Origin of the sequence: Caballeronia sp. ATUFL_F1_KS4A (assembly GCF_023630905.1) — a bacterium.
Lineage (GTDB): Bacteria > Pseudomonadota > Gammaproteobacteria > Burkholderiales > Burkholderiaceae > Caballeronia > Caballeronia zhejiangensis.
Map to the genome: position 1 here is coordinate 129,509 of NZ_JALQEB010000037.1, position 23,758 is coordinate 153,266.

General features: G+C 62.6%; 20 protein-coding genes. 16 read left to right on the plus strand and 4 right to left on the minus strand.

From position 1 onward, the window contains the following. The first annotated feature begins 2 nt into the window (after positions 1-2). The 9 genes from NCS03_RS24215 (at position 3) to NCS03_RS24255 (ending at position 14,116) form a co-directional block, all read left to right on the plus strand. Entirely contained in the window at positions 3-692 is a 690-nt protein-coding gene (locus NCS03_RS24215) for a response regulator transcription factor (protein WP_175982006.1), read from the plus strand. 457 nt (positions 693-1,149) lie between these two features. Further along, positions 1,150-4,695, plus strand: a complete 3,546-nt coding sequence (locus tag NCS03_RS24220) for a two-partner secretion domain-containing protein (RefSeq protein ID WP_284504435.1) — start codon at positions 1,150-1,152, stop codon at positions 4,693-4,695. A 424-nt stretch (positions 4,696-5,119) separates the two neighbouring features. Then, complete coding sequence (locus NCS03_RS24225; protein WP_175982002.1) at positions 5,120-5,554, plus strand: hypothetical protein; 435 nt, start codon at positions 5,120-5,122, stop codon at positions 5,552-5,554. 168 nt (positions 5,555-5,722) lie between these two features. After that, a complete protein-coding gene (locus tag NCS03_RS24230) occupies positions 5,723-6,361 on the plus strand; it encodes a response regulator (protein ID WP_008347384.1) in 639 nt (212 codons plus the stop codon). 50 nt (positions 6,362-6,411) lie between these two features. Then, a complete protein-coding gene (locus tag NCS03_RS24235) occupies positions 6,412-9,627 on the plus strand; it encodes a hybrid sensor histidine kinase/response regulator (RefSeq protein ID WP_250529961.1) in 3,216 nt (1,071 codons plus the stop codon). Between the two features lie 215 nt (positions 9,628-9,842). Further along, positions 9,843-10,745: a DUF3034 family protein gene (locus NCS03_RS24240; RefSeq protein WP_250529962.1), complete on the plus strand. Its 903-nt coding sequence runs from the start codon at positions 9,843-9,845 to the stop codon at positions 10,743-10,745. Positions 10,746-10,747: 2 nt separating this feature from the next. Beyond that, a complete protein-coding gene (locus NCS03_RS24245) occupies positions 10,748-11,167 on the plus strand; it encodes a group I truncated hemoglobin (RefSeq protein ID WP_250529963.1) in 420 nt (139 codons plus the stop codon). Then, the gene (locus tag NCS03_RS24250) at positions 11,164-11,760 is read left to right on the plus strand and encodes a methylamine utilization protein (protein ID WP_008347393.1); all 597 of its coding nucleotides are present in this window, start codon (positions 11,164-11,166) and stop codon (positions 11,758-11,760) included. Before NCS03_RS24245 ends, NCS03_RS24250 begins: the two co-directional genes overlap by 4 nt. Positions 11,761-11,773: 13 nt before the next feature. Next, entirely contained in the window at positions 11,774-14,116 is a 2,343-nt protein-coding gene (locus NCS03_RS24255) for a bifunctional diguanylate cyclase/phosphodiesterase (protein ID WP_250529964.1), read from the plus strand. Positions 14,117-14,122: 6 nt separating this feature from the next. Here the strand turns inward: NCS03_RS24255 and NCS03_RS24260 are convergent, their stop codons facing one another. After that, positions 14,123-15,691, minus strand: coding sequence for a sensor domain-containing diguanylate cyclase (locus tag NCS03_RS24260; RefSeq protein WP_250529965.1), 1,569 nt, complete (start codon positions 15,689-15,691; stop codon positions 14,123-14,125). 390 nt (positions 15,692-16,081) lie between these two features. On the opposite strand from NCS03_RS24260, the gene NCS03_RS24265 reads away from it, so the two are divergent. The 3 genes from NCS03_RS24265 (at position 16,082) to aroQ (ending at position 19,118) form a co-directional block, all read left to right on the plus strand. After that, positions 16,082-17,500 (plus strand): MFS transporter, encoded by a 1,419-nt coding sequence (locus NCS03_RS24265; protein WP_008347399.1) that lies wholly within the window; start codon positions 16,082-16,084, stop codon positions 17,498-17,500. Positions 17,501-17,585: 85 nt separating this feature from the next. Continuing rightward, positions 17,586-18,644 (plus strand): Gfo/Idh/MocA family protein, encoded by a 1,059-nt coding sequence (locus NCS03_RS24270; RefSeq protein ID WP_350029368.1) that lies wholly within the window; start codon positions 17,586-17,588, stop codon positions 18,642-18,644. 36 nt (positions 18,645-18,680) lie between these two features. Then, positions 18,681-19,118, plus strand: coding sequence for a type II 3-dehydroquinate dehydratase (aroQ, locus tag NCS03_RS24275; protein ID WP_008347401.1), 438 nt, complete (start codon positions 18,681-18,683; stop codon positions 19,116-19,118). Between the two features lie 50 nt (positions 19,119-19,168). Here the strand turns inward: aroQ and NCS03_RS24280 are convergent, their stop codons facing one another. Beyond that, positions 19,169-19,321, minus strand: coding sequence for a hypothetical protein (locus NCS03_RS24280; RefSeq protein ID WP_162483411.1), 153 nt, complete (start codon positions 19,319-19,321; stop codon positions 19,169-19,171). 86 nt (positions 19,322-19,407) lie between these two features. Then, on the minus strand, positions 19,408-19,668 hold the full coding sequence (locus NCS03_RS24285) for a hypothetical protein (protein ID WP_008347402.1): 261 nt from the start codon (positions 19,666-19,668) through the stop codon (positions 19,408-19,410). Between the two features lie 342 nt (positions 19,669-20,010). Between NCS03_RS24285 and NCS03_RS24290 the strand changes: the two genes are divergently transcribed. Together NCS03_RS24290 and NCS03_RS24295 are read left to right on the plus strand one after the other, a co-directional pair. Beyond that, positions 20,011-21,387, plus strand: a complete 1,377-nt coding sequence (locus tag NCS03_RS24290; RefSeq protein WP_008347403.1) for an amino acid permease — start codon at positions 20,011-20,013, stop codon at positions 21,385-21,387. A 49-nt stretch (positions 21,388-21,436) separates the two neighbouring features. After that, positions 21,437-22,636 carry an amino acid aminotransferase gene (locus NCS03_RS24295; protein ID WP_250437046.1) on the plus strand — a complete coding sequence of 400 codons (1,200 nt, stop codon included), beginning with the start codon at positions 21,437-21,439 and terminating at the stop codon, positions 22,634-22,636. A 4-nt stretch (positions 22,637-22,640) separates the two neighbouring features. On the opposite strand, the gene NCS03_RS24300 is transcribed toward NCS03_RS24295, so the two are convergent. Beyond that, positions 22,641-23,012: a hypothetical protein gene (locus NCS03_RS24300; RefSeq protein WP_250529966.1), complete on the minus strand. Its 372-nt coding sequence runs from the start codon at positions 23,010-23,012 to the stop codon at positions 22,641-22,643. Between the two features lie 121 nt (positions 23,013-23,133). On the opposite strand from NCS03_RS24300, the gene NCS03_RS24305 reads away from it, so the two are divergent. Together NCS03_RS24305 and NCS03_RS24310 are read left to right on the plus strand one after the other, a co-directional pair. After that, entirely contained in the window at positions 23,134-23,382 is a 249-nt protein-coding gene (locus NCS03_RS24305; RefSeq protein ID WP_034472230.1) for a hypothetical protein, read from the plus strand. A gap of 52 nt (positions 23,383-23,434) precedes the next feature. After that, a complete protein-coding gene (locus tag NCS03_RS24310) occupies positions 23,435-23,758 on the plus strand; it encodes a hypothetical protein (RefSeq protein ID WP_250529967.1) in 324 nt (107 codons plus the stop codon).

Sequence of the window (23,758 nt, forward strand, 5' to 3'; positions counted from 1 at the left end):
TCATGACTGGCAAACGCGAGAAGCTGAAGGTCGTTATCGCGGATGATCATCCACTCGTCGCATTTGGTCTCCACAAGGCATTGGATGAGGCCGGCTGCGATGTGGTCGGCACGACGCACGACGTCTCCGATCTGATGGATTTACTGGCACACCGCGAATGCGATATTTTGATCGCCGACTATTCGATGCCGGGCAGAGGATCGCCAGACGGATGGCGATTCCTTTCCATTGTTTCGCGCGAATTTCCCGATCTGCGGATTCTTGTCTATACCGAATTTCATGAGCCGTTTCTCGTTGGATCGCTCGAGCAACGCGGTGTGGCAGGGATCGTGAGCAAATCCGACGAGATGTCCGAGGTGTTGACTGCGGTGCGGGAGCTCGAGCGCGGCGCGTCATATCTGTCGCCGACCGCGCGCGCGGCTTTGTATCAGTACCGGAGTAATCCGGAGCTACAGCGCTTCGGGATGCTGACGGCGCGCCAGATGGAGATCGCCGGGCTCATGCTGTGCGGCATTTCAGGCCGCGAGATAGCGAGTTTGATGCAACGTCGCAAGAGCGCGATCAGCTCGCAGAGTATCAAAGTACGCAGCTTGCTGGGCTTCGACCGGCTTTCGGAGCTGCATCGCTTCGCATCGAACCTTGGATTGAAGCTGGACCGGTTCGGTCCGGGCGACCTTTCTCACGCAGCCTGATTCTGGCGGCATGCCGATGCCCGGTCTATCCAGACCGGGCGCACGCGTTTCGGCGTCGCGTACAGAAACGGCGCGTTTCTCCCACGATCCCTTATCGGTGTACCGGGCTGGATGGCGCGCATCGAGGTGCGCGCGCCGCTAACTGCCGGCTGTCTCTAAGTTCACGCTTTGTCGATTGGGGAACATTCTGAATTCCATCGACGCTTGGCCCGCCGGGCCTTTGATCCACGGTACCCGCTCGGGCAGCCGTGAGGGCATTCGAATTTCTTCTATATGGCGACGCGGCGTCGATCAATAGCATTCGATCCGTGGAGTTGGTCTGCTTTCTGGCACCGGTTCCTGAGTGTGAAAAAGGTGCGCGACCGCGCGTGCGTCGAGCTGAGCGAATTCCTGTCACACGTTGCGCCGTACTCGATATCCGGGACGGCTAAATCTCATTTACTAGGTTTATTTTCGGATGAACAAGAATCGGTTTCGTCGTGTTTTCAGTAAGCGTCATGGCATGCTGGTCGCCGTTGCGGAAGACGTAACAAGCCAGGGCAAGGCGCCCGGCGAAGGCAACGCTTCCTCCTCTTCTCCTCAAAGCGCGAAAATGGGCGTCATCGCAACGATGACGGCCTTTGCGCTCGCGATGTTCGCATCGACCCCTGCGACGAGCTTCGCGCAGGCACTGCCGACCGGCGGTCAAGTCACCGCAGGTCAGGCTTCGATCTCGCAGAATTCCAACACGATGACCATCAATCAGGGCACGCAACGTGCCGTGATCGACTGGAACTCGTTCAACGTCGGCCAGGGCAACACGGTCCAGTTCAATCAGCCGAACGCACAAGCGCAGGCGCTGAACCGCGTGACGGGCGCGGGCGCTTCCAACATTCAAGGTTCGCTCTTGGCCAACGGTCAGGTGCTGATCCAGAACGCCAACGGCGTGCTGTTCGGCAAGGGCGCGGTGGTGAACGTCGGTTCGCTGCTGGCGACGACCAAGTCGATCGACGCGAACCAGTTCATGTCGGGCGGTCCGCTGAAGCTGTCGGGCACGGGCAAGAACGCGAGCGTGGTCAACGACGGCACGATCAACGCGCAAGGCTATGTCACGCTGATGGGCGATCAGGTGCGCAACACCGGTTCCATCGATGCGGGCAAGAACGGTCAGGTCGCGCTCGCCGCGGGCGACAGCGCGACGGTTGCGCTCGCCAACGGTCAAGGCATCCAGTTGACGCTGAACAACGCGACGGCCAACGCGCTCGTCGAGAACAGCGGCACGATCAAGGCGGACATCATCGGTGGTGACAGCCTGAGCAAGCTCTCGGGCACGCAAGCACAAGGCATGTTGCAAGACGGCGTGCAGTTCGCGGACTTCACGCAAGTCGATAGCGGCGCGACGATCAAGGCGGACGCGGCGCATGGCGATGGCGGTTTCATCGAGACGTCGGGCCATAGCCTGAGCGTGCAGGGCAACCTGAGCGCGGCGGCGCCGAACGGCAAGGGCGGCGAGTGGCTGATCGATCCGACGGACGTGACCATCAGCACGGGCGCGGATGCGAACTACACGGGCGGCATGAGCGGCTTCACGCCGAGCGGCAACGCGGCGACGGTGAACAACCAGTCGATCAGCAACGTGCTGAGCGGCGGCACGAACGTGACGATCACGACGGCGAGCTCGGGCACGGCCACGGGCAACATCGTGCAGCAGGCGGGCGCGGATACCGGTAATGGTACGGGCGGGATTTCGCAGAGCAGCGGAACGAGCCTGAATATTTCGGGTAGCGGTACGGTTGATCTCGATGGTACGTCAACGAATGGTAATGGCGTTACCTTGAATGGCGACACGAGCGTAACGGACAATGGCACGCTGCACATCGACGGCAATTCGACGACGAACGGCTCCGGCGTGGTGATCAACGGCGACACGAACGTGTCGGGCCACGGCTCGGTTGACATCGACGGCAATGCGGCCAATGGTTCGGGCGTGGTCGTGAACGGCGACACGAGCGTGATCGAGAACGGTTCGCTGAACATCGACGGCAACTCGTCGAAGAACGGCAATGGCGTGGTCGTGAACGGCGATGTGGACGTGTCGGACAATGGCCACGCGAACATCGACGGTCATGCGAACAACGGTTCGGGTGTTGTGATCAACGGCGACTCGAATGTGACCGACAAGGGCACGCTGAACATCGACGGCAATTCGGCGACGAACGGCTCCGGCGTGGTGATCAACGGCGACACGAACGTGTCGGGCAATGGTTCGACCGACATCAACGGCAATGCGGCCAATGGTTCGGGCGTGGTCATCGACGGCAACACGAGCGTGATCGAGAACGGCACGCTGAACATCGACGGCAATTCGTCGAAGAATGGCGACGGTGATGCCAACAACGGCAATGGCGTGGTGATCGACGGCAACACGAGCACGTCCAACGGCAGTTCGTTGAACATCGACGGCAACTCGTCGACGAATGGCGACGGCGTGATCGTCAACGGTGACGTGAACACCGACGGCAACAGCTCGACGGACATCAATGGCGAAGCCAACAACGGCAACGGCGTGGTGATCGACGGCAACACGAGCACGTCCAACGACAGTTCGTTGAACATCGACGGCAACTCGTCGACGAATGGTGACGGCGTGATCGTCAACGGCGATGTGAACACCGACGGCAACAGCTCGACGGACATCAACGGTGCCCTGCCGATGGGCGTGCTGCACGACATGTACATGCATTGCAGTTACGCGGACCTGCCGGGCAAGCACGACATCAAGAAGCCGATCAACACGCTGATCCGCCGCAAGCTCGCGAGCCTCGGCATTCATGATGTCGAGCGCCAAGCGCGGCCCGCTGCAGAAGGACAAAAGCCGGTGTTGCTGGTCGTGCTCGAATGGTTCTCGAAGAACCATTCGATCTATCGCACGCATTCGCAGACCATCGTCGCGATGCGCGACAAGTTCCACATCATCGGCATGGGTTATGACGGGCGTGTGGATGAAGCGGGCCGCGAAGTGTTCCACGAGTTCATCCCGTTGCAGGGCGACTTGTGGCAAAACATGCGCCAGGTTCGCGACGTGAGCGAAGCGCGCGAGGCGCAGGCGATGTACATGCCGAGCGTCGGCATGTTCCCGATCACGATGGGACTCGCATGCCTGCGCGTCGCGCCGCTGCAGTTGATGGCGCTCGGTCATCCGGCCACGACGCATGGTCATGCGATGGATTACGTCGTCGTGGAAGAAGACTACGTCGGCGACGAAGCGTGCTTCAGCGAGAAGCTCCTGAAGCTGCCGCAGGACGGCATGCCGTATCGTCCGCCCGCCGCGATGCTCGAAGTCGAGCTCGAGCCGCGCAAGCGCGCCAAGTCGGACCCGGTGAAGATCGCGGTCGCGGCCACGACGATCAAGCTCAACCCCGGTTTCCTGCAGACATGCGCGGATATCGCGAATGAAGCATCGGTGCCTGTCGAGTTCCATTTTCTGGTGGGCCAGGCGACGGGCATCACGTTCCCGCAAGTGCGCAATCTGGTACGCCGCCTGATGGGCGACAAGGGCGTCGTCCACAAGCATCAGAGCTATGCGAACTACATGAAGGTCATCGCGGATTGCGACATGTTCCTCAATCCGTTCCCGTTCGGCAACACGAACGGCATCGTGGATACGGTGTGGGCGGGTCTCGTCGGCGTATGCAAGACCGGCCGCGAAGTGCATGAGCATATCGATGAAGGTATGTTCCGTCGTCTCGGCTTCCCGGAGTGGATGATCACGAAGACGACCGAAGAGTACAAGGCGGCGGCGTTGCGTCTCATCGACGATTCGAAAGAGCGCAACCAGCTCGCGCGCAAGTTCGCGGGCCGCAAGGCAGTGGAGAAGCTCATTTTCAAAGGCCGTCCGGAGATTCTCGGTGAGCGCATCCGTGCTTTGCTGAAGGAGAAGGCGGATATCCGACGATGCGTCTCTTCCGCAAGCGTCACGGTTGCGACTGGTCGGAAGTGGTCGCACGCATCGCCGGGCATCTGAAGATGCTAAGGGCCGATACCACGTGCGTCTGAGAAATTCATAAGACATCCTCAAGACGCGAGTCTGCGGGATGTCTTGCATCCTGTGCCCAATCACCGAAGACTCCGCGATAGACCCTCTCGCGCTTCGGTGTTTTCGTCTTCGGAGATGACGAAAAAAACGATCTCCCTACATAAGTTCGCAGATCGAAGCAAGACCATTCCCGGATGAATCGTGCGGATATTTTGACCATATCGGGCTTTCGATATTTTTCTATATCGAGCGGAGAGCCCGTCGGCTAAATTCGACCATCGTTGTGGCAGGGCGCAAGTCACGAGCGATGGGCACTCGCTCTGCCTGCGTGCTGGCCTGAGTAAGCACTGTCTTCCTTCGGATCCTGTATGAGCCGGGGTCGACCGTCGTGCCCATTGCACTGAATATCGCCATGTCAATTCTCGAATTTCTGAGCCGAAAATTTCGGCATTACTGCGCAATGGCCGGGCGCGCGTCGTCGATTCTCACGTCGGTTTATTTCGGCTTGTCGTTTCTGCTTCTGGCAGCGCTAGGGGTATCGAGTTGGAATTTGATCGTGCCGATTGCTTTGGTATTCAGCCTTTCGATGATCATCTTTGCTTGCATGCTGCTATCCGAAAGCCGTAAGTACGAACGTGAGGCCAGGCCGCCGGTGACATCGATTCCGCTCGACCAGCTCGCGAGTTCGCTTCGTGGAAGCAATGAGCATGAGCAGCGCGGGTCAGGATGCACAAACGTCCGCGCTGCAGACAAAGTGCGTGCGGGACGTGAAGCCGGTGTCGCCGGGAAGATTCGTTTCGCCGGGCGAAACGCACTTCTGACACCGCCGATGTTTCTCCCGGATTGAGCACGTCCTAAAATCCGATAGGCTTCCTTTGCGGGATAGCTCAGGCCCGCCCGACATTCGTGAGTTGCTTTTACATCAATAAATGAGCCGTACGTTTCGGGTTTGGACTCGAAGAGCGGCAACTCAAAAAACGGTTGTTATATGAACGCACGAGGGGACAAGATTCGGATGGTTTTGGCGGACGATCATCCGATCGTGCTGTTGGCTGTAGCCGACCAATTCTCGAAAATTCCGGGTTTTACGATCGCCGCCATGGCTCATTCCGGCGCCGAGTTGCTTCGCGTACTCGAAAAGGAGCCCGTCGACCTTATCATCACCGATCTCGTGATGCAGGGAGAAGACGAGACGGACATAGACGGCTTGCGGCTGATCAGCAAGCTCAAGCGGTCCTTTCCGAACATACCCGTCATTGTGCTGACCATGATGACGAGCGGCGGCATCTATCACGAATTGTGCAAGCTGGGCGTCGCTGCGATCATGAGCAAGGAGGAGCCCGCCAGCGAGCTCAGCCAGGTCACGCTTCGTGCATTGAGCACGAAAGAGACGATCATTTCGCCTAAGATTCAACACCGTCTGGCGCGCGATGGATCGACCCTGCAGGACCTCGCGCGCGAGCAGCCGCTTTCGCCCCGCGAACTGGAAGTGGTGCGCCTCTTCGCGCAGGGCCTTTCGGTGACTGAAATCGCGCGCACGCTGAACCGATCCGTGCCGACCGTCGCCACGCAGAAGCGATCGGCCATGCGCAAGCTGCATGTGGAGAACCACGTCGATCTCGTCAAATACGCGGCCAGAGCAGGACTAGCCTGATGGAGCATGTTTTCGCCGCATCGCGAGATTCTCCTCTGCAGATGCTGCGAATGCTCGAGGACAATCTCAAACGCGAGCGACGCATTTTCGCGGTCGCCATCGGCTTGCTGATTTTCTCTTCGATGTGTGCCGCTTTCGCGGCCATCGTTTTTCTGGTCAATAGTACGCTCAGGACCGAGCTTGCCGACGTCCAGTCCGTCATGCGCGGCGTGAATATCGGTATCTTCAGTCGTTACAACATGCTGAAGACAGGCGAGCTACTCCTCGAAGTCACCCCGCAGGACTACCATCCATCGCCCAACGGTCCTCGGGCCGCGCTGCCGTGCGCGCCCTTACCTTCGGACAGCGAAGACGCATCGATGAGCCGGATTTGCAGCGCGGCACTGCGTGCTATTCCCGACGGGAGCTTGCCGTTCTCCCTGCAATTCGCACGGTTCGACGGAAGCGCGTCGTATGGTTTTGAATTTTTCACCAAGCGCGACGCCGATGAGGGACCCGGCACCGAACGATTGCGCTCACTCGTCGATACCGCCAAGGCCACCATGAGTTCTCGCGGCCTCGATCCCGTAAGCGTCGCACGAGAACATAGCGTTCTATGGTTCCGTGCACCGGCCCTGCTGGGTTTCGAGAGTTCGACGATCGTTATGTTCATGGTGGTCGAGAAGAACGATCGACCCGTTGCGTTTGTCTTCACGAAGGTCGATGTCGAGCGTGTGCTGAAATTGGTCCGGCCCGCCGCCCTCAATTCGGAAATAACGATCTTTAGCGACGATGGCACGGTGCTGGCGGGCGATGCATCGGGAGACGCGCGATTCGTCGACAAACATCTCGAGAAGGGGCCGCCTGGCGTATCCCACTGGATCATGGGACACGGATGGGGCGCGCGAATGGAACCGCTTGCGCTCGGCGTCGGCCACATCGTCGTTTCCTTGCCGACGGCGACCAATCTCGCTGTCAAGCGTACGGAAGTGTCGGTTATCGTTCTGGTGGAAGCGGCGCTCTCAACTATGCTCGTGGCGTTATACCGATACTGGAACTACCGCTTCCTGACGCGTACCTATGAGCAGGCTTGCCGTGCGGTGGAAGGCGAGATTCTAAATCATCTGCAGGTGCAGGTGACGCCGGTCGGTTTGTGCATTGCGCTGCGTAGCGATTTCAGCGCCATTGCCGCGAATCAGGTCGCGCGTAACCTGCTCGACCTCGATGCCAGCGCGATGCATCTGCCCGCCGCGCTATGTGTGGCCTTCCATCAACATGGCATGAGCTTGCCCGCAAAAGGCGACGCCGCCGTGATCTGGCAATTCGAATGCACGCCGGAGAAAGCGGACCAGTCGTCGCGTCACCTGAAGATTTCCTACACGTCGGCGGTCGTCAACAAGACCGATGTGCTGTTCTGCGCCATTGCCGACATCACGGAGCATCACGAAGCCGAACGCCTGCTGCGCGAAGCGAAGGAAACCAGCGACGCCGCCGCCAAGGCCAAGCTGAATTTCTTCGCTTCGATGAGCCACGAGATCAGAACGCCGCTGTCGTCGCTCGTCGGCAATCTCGAACTCGTCGCCAGGGGCCCGCTGGCGGCGGAACAGGAAGCCCGCGTCGGTGCGATGCAGGCGTCGGCGGGCGCGCTGCTGCAAGTTGTGAACGATGTTCTCGATTTCTCGAAGATGGACGTCGGGGAAATGCGTCTCAGCGAAGAGCCGGCGTCGATACGCGACATCGTCATGCGCGTGATGGTCGGTCATTCGCCCATCGCGAATCGCCAGGGCTTGCGTTTGTTCGCCGTGATCGACCGCGAGTGCCCGTCACGCTTATGGCTCGATCCGATTCGCGTCGCGCAGATACTCAACAACCTCCTTGGCAACGCGCTCAAGTTCACGTATTCGGGCAAGGTCGTCGTGCGTGCGCGCTGGGTCGACGGCGCGCTCGCACTGAGTGTGGCCGATTCGGGCATTGGCATTCCGGATGCGCAGCGTCAGATGCTCTTTCAGCCGTTTGTCCAGGGCGACGCGCACCGGCTGACTCAAGCGCGCGGCACCGGGCTCGGGCTCTCGATCTGCGAGCATCTGTGCCGGCTGATGAAAGGGCGCATCGCGCTTGAAAGCACGGAGGGCGTCGGCACGCGCATCACCGTCACGCTGCCGTTGCAAGTGGCTGAGTCGTCGCCGGACGAAGCCGATGCCTTGCTCGTCGGCCGGCCCGCCATCCTGTATCGGGCGAACGAGCATCGCGAGTGGTTCGACGCACTCTTCGATGCAGAGCGCAGTTCGATCACGTACATCACGAACGAGGGCGCGGCGGCGAACGTGGAGGGTTGCGACTATCTCATCGCGACCGACGAAATCTCGGATGACGAGATCGATGCGCGATGGACAGATCGCGCGCGCGTCATCCGCGTGACGCAGGACGGCCCGCTCGTGCCGGTGGCGAGAGAGAACGGCGAAATAGCCGTCAGCATCTTCGCGGCCAAGGAGTTCCGGGAAGCGGTGCAGATTGTCAGAGACGGGGGGCATCACGCGATCTCCGCGTCGCCCATTCGGTCGGCGCCTCTGCAACCCGCTTCGGCGAATCCCGGCGCGACAGTGCTGATCGCCGAGGACAATCGCCTCAACCGAGGTTTGTTGCGCGACCAGTTGCTGACGCTCGGCGCATCCGTGATCGAAGCAGCCGACGGCGAGGAAGCGCTCGATCTGCTGCGCAAGAACCGCGTGGACCTCGTGCTGACCGACATGGACATGCCGAAGATGAACGGCGCGCAACTCCTGGCGGCCGCGCGTGCCCTCGATCCGTCGATGCGTGTCTATGCGGTGAGCGCGAGTGCGAGCGCGACCGATGTTCAACGTGGTCGCGACGCCGGTTTCACCGACTATCTGACAAAGCCGGTTGCGCTCTCCGTGCTCGCTGACGTGTTGCGCACGTTAGCCGTCGATGAAGGAAACGCATCGGCCGATGATGCGTCGCCGCCACGATTGCCGACGGTGCCGGCGCCGTATGTCGCCGCCTTCGTCCAGCAGATCGGCGAAGACATCGCCGCGCTCGACGCGATCTGCTCGCAGCGCGACGCGCCGGCGCTGCGCCGCTGGGCGCACAAGCTTGCGGGCGGGCTGTCGGTGCTCGGCCCGTCCATGCTCTTCGATCAGTGCGAGGAATTGCGCGCGACGCTTAGAGAGGCGGGCAACTGGGTCGAGGACGTCGAGACATACGTCTCGCTGATTCGCTCGGACCTTCTCGAACTGCGCGACCTGCATCGCGACACGATCCACGGTTAGGCCGACGCGCTGACCCATCCCGGATTGCAAACATTCGGCCCGCAAAAACTGACGAACGGCCGTCAAGTTCGACCGTCAGCGGCCGTTTACACGCATATGAAAAGGCGCCGCCTACCTGGCGAGTGACCTTCCCAGAGCGCCTGGCTCGCCGCGACGCGTCGCGCGGCACCCCGAGGCGGCGACGGCAACCCCGACAACCGCTCGATGTCTCCCGCATGCGTCAGATTTACTCAAAGATGCGCCTCGCCAGTCTGGCCGTGGCGTCGCTCGTTTCGTTCTCGTCGTCCGCTTTCGCCGACGATCCGCCCGCCGTGCCGCTCACCGGCGGCAAGCTGCTGCTGACGGGCGGCGTCTCGGAAGTCGAAGGCGCGGCGGGCGGCGGCCTCACGCCGTGGGCCGTCATCGGCGGATACGGCACCGCGCGCCAACTCGGCGCGAACGCGCACGGCACCTACATCCGCACGCAGGATTACGCGCTCGGCACGTGGGGCCTGACCGTCGGCGTCGCGAATCGCGTCGAGCTGTCGCTCGCGCGTCAAAGTTTCGATACGCGCGATGTCGGCGCGAAACTCGGCCTCGGCGAGAACTTCAAGTTCAATCAGAACATCTTCGGCGTGAAGGTGCGGCTGCTCGGCGACGCCGTGCTCGATCAGGACACGTGGATACCGCAAATCGCCGCGGGGCTGCAGTTCAAGCACAACGAACAGGGCGATATCGTGAAAGCGGTCGGCGCGGCGAGCAATTCCGGCACCGATTTCTATCTGTCCGCGACGAAGCTGCTGCTCGCGCAAAGCCTCCTCTTGAACGGCACGCTGCGCTTCACGAAGGCGAACCAGTTCGGCCTGCTCGGGTTCGGCGGCGACAAGTCGAACGCGTATCACCCGGAATTCGAGTCGTCGGTGGCGTATCTGCTGACGAAGAACGTCGCGATCGGCGGGGAATATCGGATGAAGCCGAACAATCTCTCGTTCGCGCGCGAGCAGGACGCGTACGACGCGTTCGTCGCGTGGGCGCCGAACAAGCACGTCTCGCTGACGGCGGCGTATGTCGCGCTCGGCGACATCGCGACGGTGAAGAATCAGCGCGGCCTCTACGTTTCGATGCAGGCGGGGTTCTGACGATGAAAACCCGCCACGCCGCATTGCTGGCTCTCACGCTCGCCTGCGCGAACGCGCACGCCGACGACGCGCTCTACGAACAGTTCGGCGAGCGAGCAGGGCTGACGAAGATCGTCGACGACATGTACGACAACGTGCTCGCCGATCCGCGCACCGCGCCGTATTTCGACAACGCGCCCGTCAAGCGCATCAAGCAGAAGCTCGTCGAGCAGTTCTGCGTGCTGCTCGACGGCCCGTGCGTCTACACCGGCCGCCCGATGCGCCGCACGCACGAAGGACAGAACATCGACCGGGCCGCGTTCAACGCGCTCGTCGAAGACTTGCAGGCCGCGATGGACAAGAACGGCGTGCCGTTCCACGCGCAAAACAACCTCCTGGCGAAGCTCGCGCCGATGTACCGCGACGTGCAAGACCGCGAATGAACATGCTCAAATTTCTCATCACGCTGCTGGCGTTCGGCGCGACGATCGCCCACGCCGGGAGCGTGCGCGTGCAAGTGGTCGATCAGGCCGGCGCGCCCGTGCCCGACGCCATCGTCTATGCGCTGCCCGTCAACGGCAAGCCGCCCGCGACGAAGCCCGCCAGCGCGGTCATCGATCAGATCAAGCGGCGCTTCGTGCCGATGGTCTCCGTCGTGCAGACGGGCGCGTCGGTGGCGTTCCCGAACAAGGACAACATCGAGCACGACGTCTATTCGTTCTCGCCGCCCAAGCGCTTCGAGCTGAATCTGTATCACGGCATTCCCGCGAATCCGGTCGTGTTCGACAAGCCCGGCCTCGTCGTGATGGGCTGCAACATCCACGATTCGATGGTCGCGTATCTGCTGATCGTCGATACGCCGTGGTTCGCGAAGACCGACGCGCACGGCGCCGCGACCATCGACAATCTGCCCGCCGATGCGTACAAGGTGATCGCGTGGCATTTCCGCCAGAGCGATCCGAACGCGCAGCCGACGCAGAAGGTCAACGCGGACGGCGCGGTGAAATTCGCGCTGCAACTGCGCCCCGCCGAATAGGACGCCCGTCACGATGCTCTTTCACAGCCTGCGCGCGCGAATCGCGCTCGTCTTCGTCGTGCTGATGCTCGTCGCGCAGGCGGCGGCGTTTCTCGTCATCAACTCGGTGATTCTGAAGAACGCGCATCGCAACGCCGAAGAGCAACTGTCGGTGGCCGAGCGCGTATTCGCGCAGATTTTGCGCGGCAATAGCGAACAGTTGACGCAGGCGGCGAGCGTGGTCGCGCTCGACTTCGGCTTTCGCGAAGCGGTCGCGACGCACGACAGCAAGACGGTCGCGTCCGCGCTGCGCAATCACGGCGACCGCGTTCATGCGGACGTCGTGATGCTCGTCGATCTCGACGGCAAGCTGATCGCCGATAGCGGCGGCGTCGGGCGCGAAGGCATGGCGTTTCCGTTCCCGAAGCTCATCAGGACCGTCGCGACGAAGGGCGATGCGTCGTCGTTCGGCATGATCGGGCCGCGCGCGTATCAGCTCGTCGCGGTGCCGGTGAAAGCGCCCATCGCGATCGCGTGGGTCGTGATGGGCTTCGCGGTCGACGATGCGCTCGCACGCGATCTGAGCTCGCTCACGTCGCTCGACGTGTCGTTTCTCACCGTCGGCGACGACGGCAAATGGGGCGTGCTCGCAAGCTCGCTCCCCCACGACGCACGCGACGCGCTGACGGATCAGGCGCAACTCGCCGCGAACGGCTACGCGACGCGCGTCATGCGGCTGCACTCCGAAGGGCGCACGGTCGCCGTGCTGCTCGAACGCTCGCTCAACGAGGCGCTCGCGCCGTTCAAGCGCCTGCAGACGACGCTGCTGCTCATTACGCTGCTCGGCGTGCTCGTGTCGATCGTCGGCAGCGTGCTGATGGCGCGCTCGGTCACGCGGCCGATCGCGGCGCTCACGCAGTTTTCGAAGCGCATCGGGCAGGGCGATTACGCCGCGCCCATCGAGATTCGCCAGAACGACGAAATCGGCGAGCTGGCGCGCGCGTTCAATCAGATGCGCGACGGCATTTCGGAGCGCGAGAAACGCATCACCGAGCTCGCGTACATGGATCGGCTCACCGGCCTGCCGAATCGCGCGCTCTTCAACGACCGCCTGCAGCAGGCGATCGGCGCGGCGACGCGGAGCAAGCGCCCGCTCGCCGTGATGATGATGGACCTCGACCGCTTCAAGTACGTGAACGACACGCTCGGGCATCCGATCGGCGACATGCTGCTGTGCGAAGTGGCGAAGCGCCTGCGCGCGGCGCTGCATCGCAAGACCGATACGGTCGCGCGTCTGGGCGGCGACGAATTCGCCGTCCTTCTGCCGACCGACGATCTGGCGTCCGCGCGTCTTCTCGCCACGCGCATGCTGAACGCGCTCGAAGAGCCGATCACGATCGAAGGGCAACTCGTCGATGTGGGCGCGAGCATCGGCATCGTCACGTTTCCGCAGAACGGCACGGACATGAACGTGCTGCTGCGCCGCGCCGATATCGCGATGTACGTGGCGAAGCGCTCGAATCTCGGCTACGCGCTCTACGACGAACGTCACGACCAGAACAACGCCGAGCGTCTTTCGCTGATGAGCGAGCTGCGGCAGGCCGTCGAGCACGATCAATTGACGCTCTACTATCAGCCGAAGGTCGATCTCGCGACGCATCGCGTGAAATATGTCGAGGCGCTCGTGCGCTGGGATCATCCGACGCGCGGCTTCGTCTCGCCCGACCAGTTCATCCCGTTCGCGGAGCAGACCGGCTACATCAAGACGATTTCGCGCTGGGTCGCCGACAAGGCCATCGCGCAATGCGCCGCGTGGCGCAGGCAGGGCATCGAGCTGGCCGTGTCGGTGAACGTGTCGGCGCGCGAGCTGATCCAGTCGACGCTGCCCGAAATCTTCCAGGGACTGCTCGACAAGCACGGCGTCGCGCCGGATTCGATCTGGATCGAGATCACCGAGAGCGCGATCATGGACGACCCGAATCACGCGATCGAGACGCTCGACCGGCTGCACGCGCTCGGCATTCGCCTGTCCATCGACGATTTCGGCACTGGGTATTCGTCGCTGTCGTATCTGAAGCGCATGCCCGTCGATGAGCTGAAGATCGACAAATCGTTCGTGATGGGCATGTTCCAGCACAAGGACGATGAAACCATCGTGCGCTCGACAATCGATCTCGGGCACAACATGGGACTGAAGGTCGTCGCGGAAGGCGTCGAAACCGAAGAGATGCTGGAGCGGCTGAAGGCGCTGCGCTGCGATCTGGCGCAGGGCTATCACCTGAGCCGGCCGCTGCCCCCCGCGAAGCTCGAAGCGTGGCTCGACGCGTGGCGCGCGTCGAACGAGCAAGCGCTGATCGCCGGGCCGGAAGAGGCGTAGGCTCGCTTACCAGGCGCGGCCGCGGTCGTTCGCGACGGCTTGTTCGTCGCTCGCGATGGAGTCGCCGTCGCGATCGGCGAAGCGATAGGTGCCGCGTTCCTCCGATTTCGCTTCGTACAGCGCGGCATCGGCGCGCTTCAATGCGCTTTCGAACGACTCCGCCGGACGCGCCAGCGCGATGCCGACGCTCACGCCCACGCGCACCGTCTGCCCGGATTCGAGCGCGTACGGCGCCGACAGCTCGCCGATGATCTTGCGCGCGAAAACCACGTTGGCCGCGTGCGCGATATACGTGGCGACGATCGCGAACTCGTCGCCGCCCAGACGCGCGACCAGCTCGCCGCGGCGCATCGCGTTGCGCAGGCGGTCGGCGACGAGCTTCAGCAGTTCGTCGCCGGCATTGTGGCCGTGCGTGTCGTTGACGTGCTTGAAGCCGTCGAGATCGACGTACATCACTGTCACTTTCTCGCGGCCCGCGCCGCCCGCCATCAGACGCCCGGCCTGGTCGCCGAGATAGCGCCGGTTCGGCAGGCCCGTCAGCGAATCGTGATGCGCCCATTGCAGGATTTTCGCTTCGGCTTTGCGGCGCTCCGTCACGTCCTCGATGATGATGACCGCGCTGCCGTCGGGCACCGGATTGCGGCTCAGTTCGAGATGCCGTCCGTCGCGCAAGGGCAGGTCGAGCGTCGGATGGCCGCTTTCGAGCCATTGCGCGCATCGCTCGGCAAGCTGCGCGCGCGGCGTCTCGCCGAATTTCGCGAGCGCGGCATAGCCGATGAACTCCGGCAGCGACACGTTCAGCCGCAGCATGTCGATGGTCGCGCCGAACAGCTCCGCCGCCTTGCGATTCGCGATCACCACCCTGCCCGACGCATCCACGGTGCAGAGGCCGTGCGGCATGTGCGCGAGCGCCGCGTCGAAGCGCGTGGCGATTTCGGCGTGGCTTTCCTTGGCGGTCATCAGCGCGACGAGGCCGCGATAGTGCCGCTGCACGACCGCGCACATCGCGGCGATATAGAGGACGAGCGGCGGCACGAGAATCCAGTAGCCGGACGGCCCGAACAGCCCGCCGACGCCGATCGGCAGCGCGCCGAGGCACACCTGCGCGATCGCCAGATGCGGCGTGCCCGCGTTGCGCGACGCGACGCCGCCGAGCAGGCCGGCCGTCACCATGATCGCGAGCGACGCGAGCACGGCGTCGCCCGAGATCACGCAGCCCATCGCGCCGAGGCCCGTCACGAGACAGGCCAGCAGCCCGAACGGCGCATAGCGCGCGGCCCACCGGCCGGGCTGCGGCGCGTCCGTGCGGCTCAACGCGCGATATCGGCCGACGATCGAAAGGCGGGTGGCGAGCAGAAGCGCGTCGGCGGCGAGCCAGAGCATCGTCCAGAGGGACAGCTGGCGTCCGAGCGCGATCATCGCGACGAACGCGCCGGAGATGCCGGACAGCAGCAGCGGGCGGATGTCTTCGACAAGCGTCGACAGCAGCGATGCGCGAACTGCAGGCGTGATCCGTCCATCCGCGGTCGCCGGCGTGGCCAGAATCGAATCGATCAAGGACGGATTGCCTGACATACGCAAGACCGGGCCGGCGAGAGGATGAATACGAAGGCGGCGGTGATGCGATCACCGCCGGTAATCGTGTATACGGCGGCGTCTGCGTGTTCTTTAGGCAAGACTTAGCGGCGGCTCAGGCGTGGTGAGCGTCGATTATTCGCTGAGAGCGCATTCTGACTTTCCTTCGAGCCGGATTATGTTTTCGCGCGGACATAGTAATTTAGGGCTCAAGTCTTTCAACCTGGCCTGACGCCGGGTTTTGCCTCATCGAAAGCTTTCGTTTCAGAGACGATCATGTTTGATGTCCTGCGCGCCATGCCGCGAAGGCGTCGTCGGTGAGGATGAAAGAAGCAGTTTCGCGGAAAGATGGCCACAGAAACCGTCGGGCGATTCATAAAAGGAGACGTCATGGACACGAACTCTCTCTCACCCGGTGCAAAAGGCGGGTCGCACGCCGAGCACCACAAGCAGACGAAGAAGGCGACCGCGAGCGGCTGGATCGGCTCCGCGCTCGAGTACTACGACTTCTTCATCTACGCGCAAGCCGCCGCGCTGATCTTTCCGCAACTCTTCTTTCCTTCGGGCAATCCGAAAGTGGCGATCGTCGCGTCGCTCGCGACCTACGGCGTCGGTTACGTGGCGCGTCCGATCGGCGCATTCGTGCTCGGTCATTGGGGCGATACGCACGGCCGCAAGACCGTGCTCGTGCTGTGCATGTTCCTGATGGGCTTCTCGACGATGGCCGTCGGACTTTTGCCGACGTATCACAGCGTCGGCATGCTCGCGCCGACGCTGCTCGTGATCCTGCGGCTCGTCCAGGGCTTCGCGGTCGCGGGCGAAATCTCCGGCGCGAGCTCGATGATTCTCGAACACGCGCCATTCGGACGCCGCGGTTTCTTCGCGAGCTTCACGCTGCAAGGCGTGCAGGCCGGACAGATTCTCGCCGCCGCCGTGTTCCTGCCGCTCGCGTACTACATGCCCGAGGACGCGTTCAATTCATGGGGCTGGCGCATTCCGTTCCTGCTTTCGGCGTTCGTGCTGGTTGCCGGTTACATCATCCGGCGCGAAGTGCACGAGACGCCCGCGTTCGAGAAGGAAGGCGAGAAGGGCGCGGTGCCGCGCTCGCCAATCGTCGACGCCTTCAAGTACAACCTGCCCGACATGATCCGCGTCGTCTGCATGGCGCTGATGAACGTGATTCCCGTGGTCGCGACGATCTTCGGCGCGGCGTATGCGGTGCAGGCGGCGTACGGCATCGGCTTTCACAAGAGCGTGTATCTGTGGATTCCGGTCGTCGGCAATATTCTCGCCGTCATCGTGATTCCGATCGTCGGCAATCTCTCCGACAAGATCGGGCGCAGGCCGCCGATCATCGTCGGGGCGATCGCCTCGGGGCTGCTGTCGTATCTGTATCTCTACGCGATCAGCATTCACAACGTCGGCATGGCGATCGTCGCGTCGCTCTTGATGTGGGGCATCGTCTATCAGGGCTACAACGCGATCTTCCCGAGCTTCTATCCCGAACTCTTCCCGACGCGCACGCGCGTCTCCGCGATGGCGATCTCGCAGAACATCGGCACGACCATCACGGCGCTGTTGCCCGCGCTGTTCGCGAGCGTCGCGCCGCCCGGATCGACGAACATTCCGGTCATGATCGGTTCGATCACGCTCGCCGTCACGATCATCTCGGCGATCGCCGCGTGGAGCGCGCGGGAGACGTACCGGATTCCGCTCAACCAGCTCGGCGAGCCGGACGCGCGGCCGGTCGAGAAGTCCGAGTACGACCGCCTGCGCGCGGAATCGGTCGCGAACGCGCGCACTTCCTGAAGCTCATGTCCTCTTTCCTTGCTCAGGCGGCGCGCGACAGCGCCGCCGGGGTGAACTCGCGCTTTTTCAACACGGTGAAATCGAAGTGAATACAGACTCAGGCAAGACGCGTATCGCGGTGGCGGGCGCGGGCTATATCGGTCAGGCGCACATGGGCGTCGCGCAGGCGAGCACGACGTGCACGCTCTCGGCCATCGTCGATCCGGCGCCCGCCGCCGTCGACATCGCGCAGAAGGCGGGCGTGCCGCTCTACAAAACGCTCGACGAACTGCTCGCGAAGGATCGCCCGGACGGCATCGTGCTCGCGACGCCGAATCAATTGCACGTCGAACATGCGCGCGTGTGCATCGCGGCGGGCGTGCCGATCCTGCTGGAGAAGCCGATCGCGCCGACGGTCGAGGAAGCGCGGATGCTCGTCGATGAAGTGGAGCGTTCCGGCGCGAAAGTGCTGATCGGCCATCATCGCGCGCACAGCCCGATCATGGCGCGCGCGAAGCAGGTCATCGACGAAGGGCGGCTCGGCAAGCTCGTCGCGGTGATGGGCAGCGCGGTGTTCTTCAAGCCCGACGAGTATTACGCCAGCGCGCCGTGGCGACGCGAGCCGGGCGGCGGGCCGATCCTGCTCAACATGATCCACGAGGTGCACAACTTGCGGATGCTGTGCGGCGATATCGTCGCGGTGCAGGCGTTCGCATCGCACGCGACGCGCGGCTTTCCCGTCGAAGATACGGTCGCGATCAATCTGCGTTTCGCGAGCGGCGCGCTCGGCACGTTCATGCTGTCCGACACCGCCGCGTGCCCGCGAAGCTGGGAGCAGACGTCGCAGGAGAACAAGGCGTATTCCACGTATCCCGACGAAGACTGCTACGTGATCGCGGGCACGTTCGGCTCGCTTTCCGTGCCGACGATGCGTCTCAAGTCCTACGCGAAGGCCGAAGATCGATCATGGTGGAAGCCGTTCGACGAAGACGTCGCGGCGATGCAGCGCGACGATCCGCTCGCGCATCAGATGGAACATTTCGGGCGCGTGGCGCGCGGGGAAGCCGAACCTATTGTCAGCGCGCGCGACGGACTGCAGAATCTGCGGATCACCGAGGCCATCGTTCTTGCCGCCACGAGCGGCAGGATCGTCGAGACCGCCTGAATCTTTTCAATTCCCCTTCCAGTTCAAGGAAATCACATGGCAAAGATCCTGACGCTGCACGGCGTCAACCTCAACATGTTCGGCAAGCGCGACCCGAAGCAGTACGGCACGGCGACGCTCGCGCAAATCGACGAGCAGATGGCCGCGCTCGGCAAGGAACTCGGCGTCGAGGTGGAGTGCTACCAGACGAATATCGAAGGTGAGATGTGCTCGCGCATTCATCGCGCGTTCGAAGAAAACGTCGATGCGATCGTCATCAACGCGGGTGCGTGGACGCACTACAGCTACGCGATCCGCGATGCGCTCGCGATCCTGAAGGCGCCGATCATCGAAGTGCACATGTCGCACGTGCACGCGCGGGAGGAGTTCCGCCACAAATCGGTGTTCGCGGAAATCGCGCGAGGGCAAATTTCCGGTTTCGGCGTCGATAGCTACTTGCTGGGCTTGCGCGCAGCAGTCGCCGCGATCAAATAAGGCCGATGCCTTCACGGCGAAGCGTGTGGGCGCTTCGCCGTGTCATCGGGTCAGGCCGGGCGACTGAAATCCTTCGACGCGGGCGCGACCGGCTCGCGTTCGCTCTGCTTGCGCAGCGGTTCGTGATTGCGTTGCGCCGCGCCGCGGATGAACAACACCGCACCCACCGCGCAAACAGCCCAGACCACCGCGATGATCGTCAAGTAGCTCATATCCTTCTCCCCGATGCTCCGAGCGCGGGCGGCTTTGCCGTCACCGCTGCCCGCCTTCTGTTGGCCCTGTTGGTCCGTTACGTTTGCGACGCGGGCAGCGCCAGCAAACGTCCGATCAGCTCTTGCGCGAACGCATGCTGCTCGGTAATGGTCTCTGCATCGTCGTCGGTGGCGTTCGGATCGCCGTGCAGCTTCCCGGCGAGACGCATGATGTTGTCCGACACCGACTGCAGCGCGCTCAGCAATTCCGCTTGTGTCGCCGCGCTGTCCTGCGATCCTTCGCCGAAACGCTGCGCCGTTCGATGCGGCCTGGCGTTTCCTTCCATCGTCTGATACATGGCGACCCCCGTCGTGAGTGGATGATGCGATTCTCACGCCGCGACGCCTCGAGTAATCCTCCGAACAAGCCCTGATTCCGGCCTCAATTCGTTTGATGTCCGTTTCCGCGATTCGGAGCACGGCTGCTATACGCCCGCCCATCAAGGCTTTGCGGCCGCCGGGCGGTAAAATCGCAGATCCGTCCGCTGATAATCGGCCTTTTTTGCAGCGGCTTGTGGGGTCATCCGCACGAAAAAACAACAGTTTCTTACCAAAAAGCAGACTAAAAGGTCGGATCAAACGATACGCGCGATCGTTCGATCCATGAACGCAGTAATTTTTGCAGTGCAACAGACATCGACATGGCTTCACCCACGACGAACGAAACACCCTCGCCGCACACACTCAAACGCGGACTCAAGAGTCGCCACATCCAGTTGATCGCGCTCGGCGGCGCGATCGGCACCGGGCTTTTTCTCGGCGTCGCGCAGACGATCAAGCTCGCCGGGCCATCCGTGCTGCTCGGCTACGCGATCGCCGGGCTGATGGCGTTCTTCATCATGCGTCAGCTCGGCGAGATGATCGTCGACGAGCCGGTTGCCGGTTCCTTCAGCCATTTCGCCGATAAATACTGGGGCCACGCCGCCGGTTTCATCTCCGGCTGGAACTACTGGGCCATTTACATTCTGGTGAGCATGGCGGAGCTGTCGGCCGTGGGCATCTACATGCAGTACTGGTGGCCGGGATTGCCGATGTGGATATCGGCGCTCGCGTGCTTCGTGATCGTCAACGCGATCAATCTGACGAGCGTGAAGTCCTACGGCGAGACGGAGTTCTGGTTCGCGATCGTCAAAGTGGCGGCGATCGTCGGCATGATCCTGTTCGGCGGCTGGCTGCTCGCGTCGGGCAAGGCGGGGCCGGAAGCGAGCGTCGCGAATCTTTGGCGGCTCGGCGGCTTCTTTCCGAACGGCGTGCACGGGCTCGTCATGTCGATGGCCGTCATCATGTTCTCGTTCGGCGGGCTGGAGCTCGTCGGCATTACGGCGGCGGAAGCGGAAGACCCGTCGCGCAGCATTCCGCGCGCGACCAATCAGGTCATCTATCGCATCCTGATATTTTATGTCGGCGCGCTCGGCGTGCTGCTTTCGCTTTATCCGTGGGACAAGGTCGCGACCGGCGGCAGTCCGTTCGTGCTGATTTTCCGCGAGATGAACAGCACGGTCGTCGCGAACGTGCTCAACGTGATCGTGCTGACGGCCGCGCTCTCCGTGTACAACAGCGGCGTCTATGCGAACAGCCGCATGCTGTACGGCCTCGCGCAGCAAGGCAACGCGCCGCGCGCGCTGCTCAACGTGAGCGGACGCGGCATTCCGCTCGCGGCGCTGGCGGTGTCGGCGCTGGTGACGGCGGCGTGCGTCGTCATCAACTATGTGATTCCGGGGCGCGCGTTCGGCCTCTTGATGGGACTCGCGGTGTCGGCGCTCGTCATCAACTGGGCGATGATCAGCATCATCCATCTCATGTTCCGCCGGCAGAAGCGCGCGAACGCCGAAGCGACCTCGTTTCCGAGCTTTCTGCATCCGTTCACGAACTACGTCGTGCTCGCGTTTCTCGCGGGCATCGTCTGGGTGATGTACGAGATTCCGGATCTGCGCCTGTCCGTGTACCTGATTCCGGTCTGGCTGGCCGTTCTCGGAATCGGCTACTATCTCAAAACTCGGGCCGCGCGCGGAGACTGACGCGGCCGCGCTTGCTGATCTCTCGTCCTCTCTCGTCCTATAAGTCACCATGTTCGAACATATCGATGCTTACCCCGGCGACCCGATCCTGTCGCTGAACGAAAACTTCCAGAAAGATCCGCGCACCAATAAGGTCAACCTGAGCATCGGCATTTACTTTGACGACGAAGGCCGTCTGCCCGTGATGCAGGCCGTGCGCGAGGCGGAACTGTCGATCCTGAAAGACCTCGGCCCGAAACCGTATTTGCCGATGGCCGGTTTCGCGCATTATCGCGACGCCGTGCAGGCGCTCGTGTTCGGCAACGACAGCCCGGCGCGCGCCGATGGCCGCATCGCGAGCGTGCAGACGCTCGGCGGATCGGGCGCGCTGAAGGTCGGCGCGGATTTCATCAAGCGCTACTTTCCGAAGTCGCAAGTGTGGGTGAGCGATCCGACGTGGGAGAACCATCGTTTCATCTTCGAGCGCGCGGGTTTCGAAGTGAACACGTATCCGTATTACGACGAAGCCACCGGCGGACTGCGCTTCGATGCGATGCTCGACGCCATCGACAAGCTGCCCGCGAAGAGCGTCGTGCTGCTGCACGCGTGCTGCCATAACCCGACGGGCGTCGATCTCGATCAGGCGCAATGGGTGAAGATCATCGACGTGCTGCAAAAGCGCGATCTGCTGCCGTTCGTCGATATGGCGTATCAGGGCTTCGGTTCCGGTCTCGACGACGACGCGTTCGCCGTGCGCGAACTCGCGCGCCGTGGCGTGCCGGCGTTCATCGCCAATTCGTTCTCGAAGAATTTCTCGCTGTACGGCGAGCGCTGCGGCGGCCTGCACGTCATTTGCGACGATGCCGCCGAAGCCGATCGCGTGCTCGGCCAGCTGACGAGCGCGGTACGCGCGAACTACAGCAATCCGCCGACGCACGGCGCGAAGATCGTCACGCATGTGCTGAACACGCCCGAACTGAAACAGTCGTGGGAAAAGGAACTCGCGTCGATGTGCCAGCGCATCGCGCGCATGCGTCAGGCGATCCACGACGGACTGAAGGATCACGTTCGCGGCGAGATGCTCACGCGGTATATCAAGCAGCGCGGCATGTTCACGTACACGGGTCTGGTCGCGGATCAGGCCGACCGGCTCAAGGAGGAATTCGGCGTGTACATCCTGCGCTCGGGCCGCATGTGCGTCGCGGGCCTGAACGACAGCAACGTGCAGATCGTCGCCGATGCCATCGGCAAGGTGCTGGCGGCGAAGTAAATCGCTACATCGCGGGACAGGACAGCACTTTCTGCGGCGGAAGGCTGCCTGGTCCCGTATCGACTTTCGTGCCGCGCGGCGGCGTCAGAATGAGCCGCACGGCACTCGTGCCTTCGTTCGCGAGCACGTAGACATCGCCGCTTCGTTCCGGCTGCCAGTACACGCGATACACCTCGCCGTCCTTGTACACATGCAGCGCGCCGTGCCGCACGGCGCCGCCCCGCCAGAAATTCACGCTTTCCCCTTCGCGCAGCGCGATCATGCCGTCCTGCCCGTTCGTGGCGCTTTCGAGCGTGCCGCAGACGGCGTCGTCGGCGCGTGCGTGCGTGCAGACGGCCAGCGCCGCTGCGCATAGAAACATCGTTTTGCGATTCATCGGCTATCGACTCCCGGAAAAAGCGCGTGCGCCGTCCCGCGCTCCTCGCAAGATACGCGCCGACGTTCCTCCGCGCGTGTGCTACTTTGAATGGAAGCAGCATTCGATCATGGAGGGCGACATGACTGTGATCGCGCCGGACGAAAGAGCGGATTTCCTCGCGATTCTCGCGCGCCATCGGCTCGACGAGAGCGATTTTCTGGTCCACGAAGGCGGCGCGTCCGATGTCGTGGACGATGTTTATCCGTTGCAGGGCGTCGTCACCATCACGCGCCGTTCCACGTTGAAGGAACGCGAATATCGCATCGGACACGGCACGCAATGGACCGCCGCGTTCGAAAAAGACTTGAACAAGGGCGTGTTCAAATGAACGGGCACGCGCACGCAGTTTTTTCACGCACTTTTTTGAAGCGGAGCAGGCGATGAGACCGACCGAATTCAAATCGTTCAAGGCGCACGTCGCGATGATGCTGCGCGATCTGCCGCGCGGCGTGACGGCCGATCTCAGCGATGTCGCCGTCGCGTACTGGAACGGCACGCAAGTGGTCGGCGCCTATTTGCGCGACAACGGCCGCCTCGACGAAGACTTCGATTTCGACGAAAACGCCTGGGGCGTCTGGCGCGACGATTTCCTCGCGTGGTTCGATGCGCCGCGTTTCTCCGAACGCGCCGATCTGAAGGCGGCGTTCGTCGCAGGCGTCATGCGCGCGAGCGCGCACGGCGGGCTCTGGCCGCGGGCGCTGTGA

What these genes read in the sequence shown, in the direction of transcription:
- NCS03_RS24215 (WP_175982006.1), top strand. Translation starts at nt 3, where the DNA reads ATGACTGGCAAACGCGAGAAGCTGAAGGTCGTTATCGCGGATGATCAT.
- NCS03_RS24220 (WP_284504435.1), top strand. Translation starts at nt 1,150, where the DNA reads ATGAACAAGAATCGGTTTCGTCGTGTTTTCAGTAAGCGTCATGGCATG.
- NCS03_RS24225 (WP_175982002.1), top strand. Translation starts at nt 5,120, where the DNA reads ATGTCAATTCTCGAATTTCTGAGCCGAAAATTTCGGCATTACTGCGCA.
- NCS03_RS24230 (WP_008347384.1), top strand. Translation starts at nt 5,723, where the DNA reads ATGGTTTTGGCGGACGATCATCCGATCGTGCTGTTGGCTGTAGCCGAC.
- NCS03_RS24235 (WP_250529961.1), top strand. Translation starts at nt 6,412, where the DNA reads ATGCTCGAGGACAATCTCAAACGCGAGCGACGCATTTTCGCGGTCGCC.
- NCS03_RS24240 (WP_250529962.1), top strand. Translation starts at nt 9,843, where the DNA reads ATGCGTCAGATTTACTCAAAGATGCGCCTCGCCAGTCTGGCCGTGGCG.
- NCS03_RS24245 (WP_250529963.1), top strand. Translation starts at nt 10,748, where the DNA reads ATGAAAACCCGCCACGCCGCATTGCTGGCTCTCACGCTCGCCTGCGCG.
- NCS03_RS24250 (WP_008347393.1), top strand. Translation starts at nt 11,164, where the DNA reads ATGAACATGCTCAAATTTCTCATCACGCTGCTGGCGTTCGGCGCGACG.
- NCS03_RS24255 (WP_250529964.1), top strand. Translation starts at nt 11,774, where the DNA reads ATGCTCTTTCACAGCCTGCGCGCGCGAATCGCGCTCGTCTTCGTCGTG.
- NCS03_RS24260 (WP_250529965.1), bottom strand. Translation starts at nt 15,691, where the DNA reads ATGTCAGGCAATCCGTCCTTGATCGATTCGATTCTGGCCACGCCGGCG.
- NCS03_RS24265 (WP_008347399.1), top strand. Translation starts at nt 16,082, where the DNA reads ATGGACACGAACTCTCTCTCACCCGGTGCAAAAGGCGGGTCGCACGCC.
- aroQ (WP_008347401.1), top strand. Translation starts at nt 18,681, where the DNA reads ATGGCAAAGATCCTGACGCTGCACGGCGTCAACCTCAACATGTTCGGC.
- NCS03_RS24285 (WP_008347402.1), bottom strand. Translation starts at nt 19,668, where the DNA reads ATGTATCAGACGATGGAAGGAAACGCCAGGCCGCATCGAACGGCGCAG.
- NCS03_RS24290 (WP_008347403.1), top strand. Translation starts at nt 20,011, where the DNA reads ATGGCTTCACCCACGACGAACGAAACACCCTCGCCGCACACACTCAAA.
- NCS03_RS24295 (WP_250437046.1), top strand. Translation starts at nt 21,437, where the DNA reads ATGTTCGAACATATCGATGCTTACCCCGGCGACCCGATCCTGTCGCTG.
- NCS03_RS24300 (WP_250529966.1), bottom strand. Translation starts at nt 23,012, where the DNA reads ATGAATCGCAAAACGATGTTTCTATGCGCAGCGGCGCTGGCCGTCTGC.
- NCS03_RS24305 (WP_034472230.1), top strand. Translation starts at nt 23,134, where the DNA reads ATGACTGTGATCGCGCCGGACGAAAGAGCGGATTTCCTCGCGATTCTC.
- NCS03_RS24310 (WP_250529967.1), top strand. Translation starts at nt 23,435, where the DNA reads ATGAGACCGACCGAATTCAAATCGTTCAAGGCGCACGTCGCGATGATG.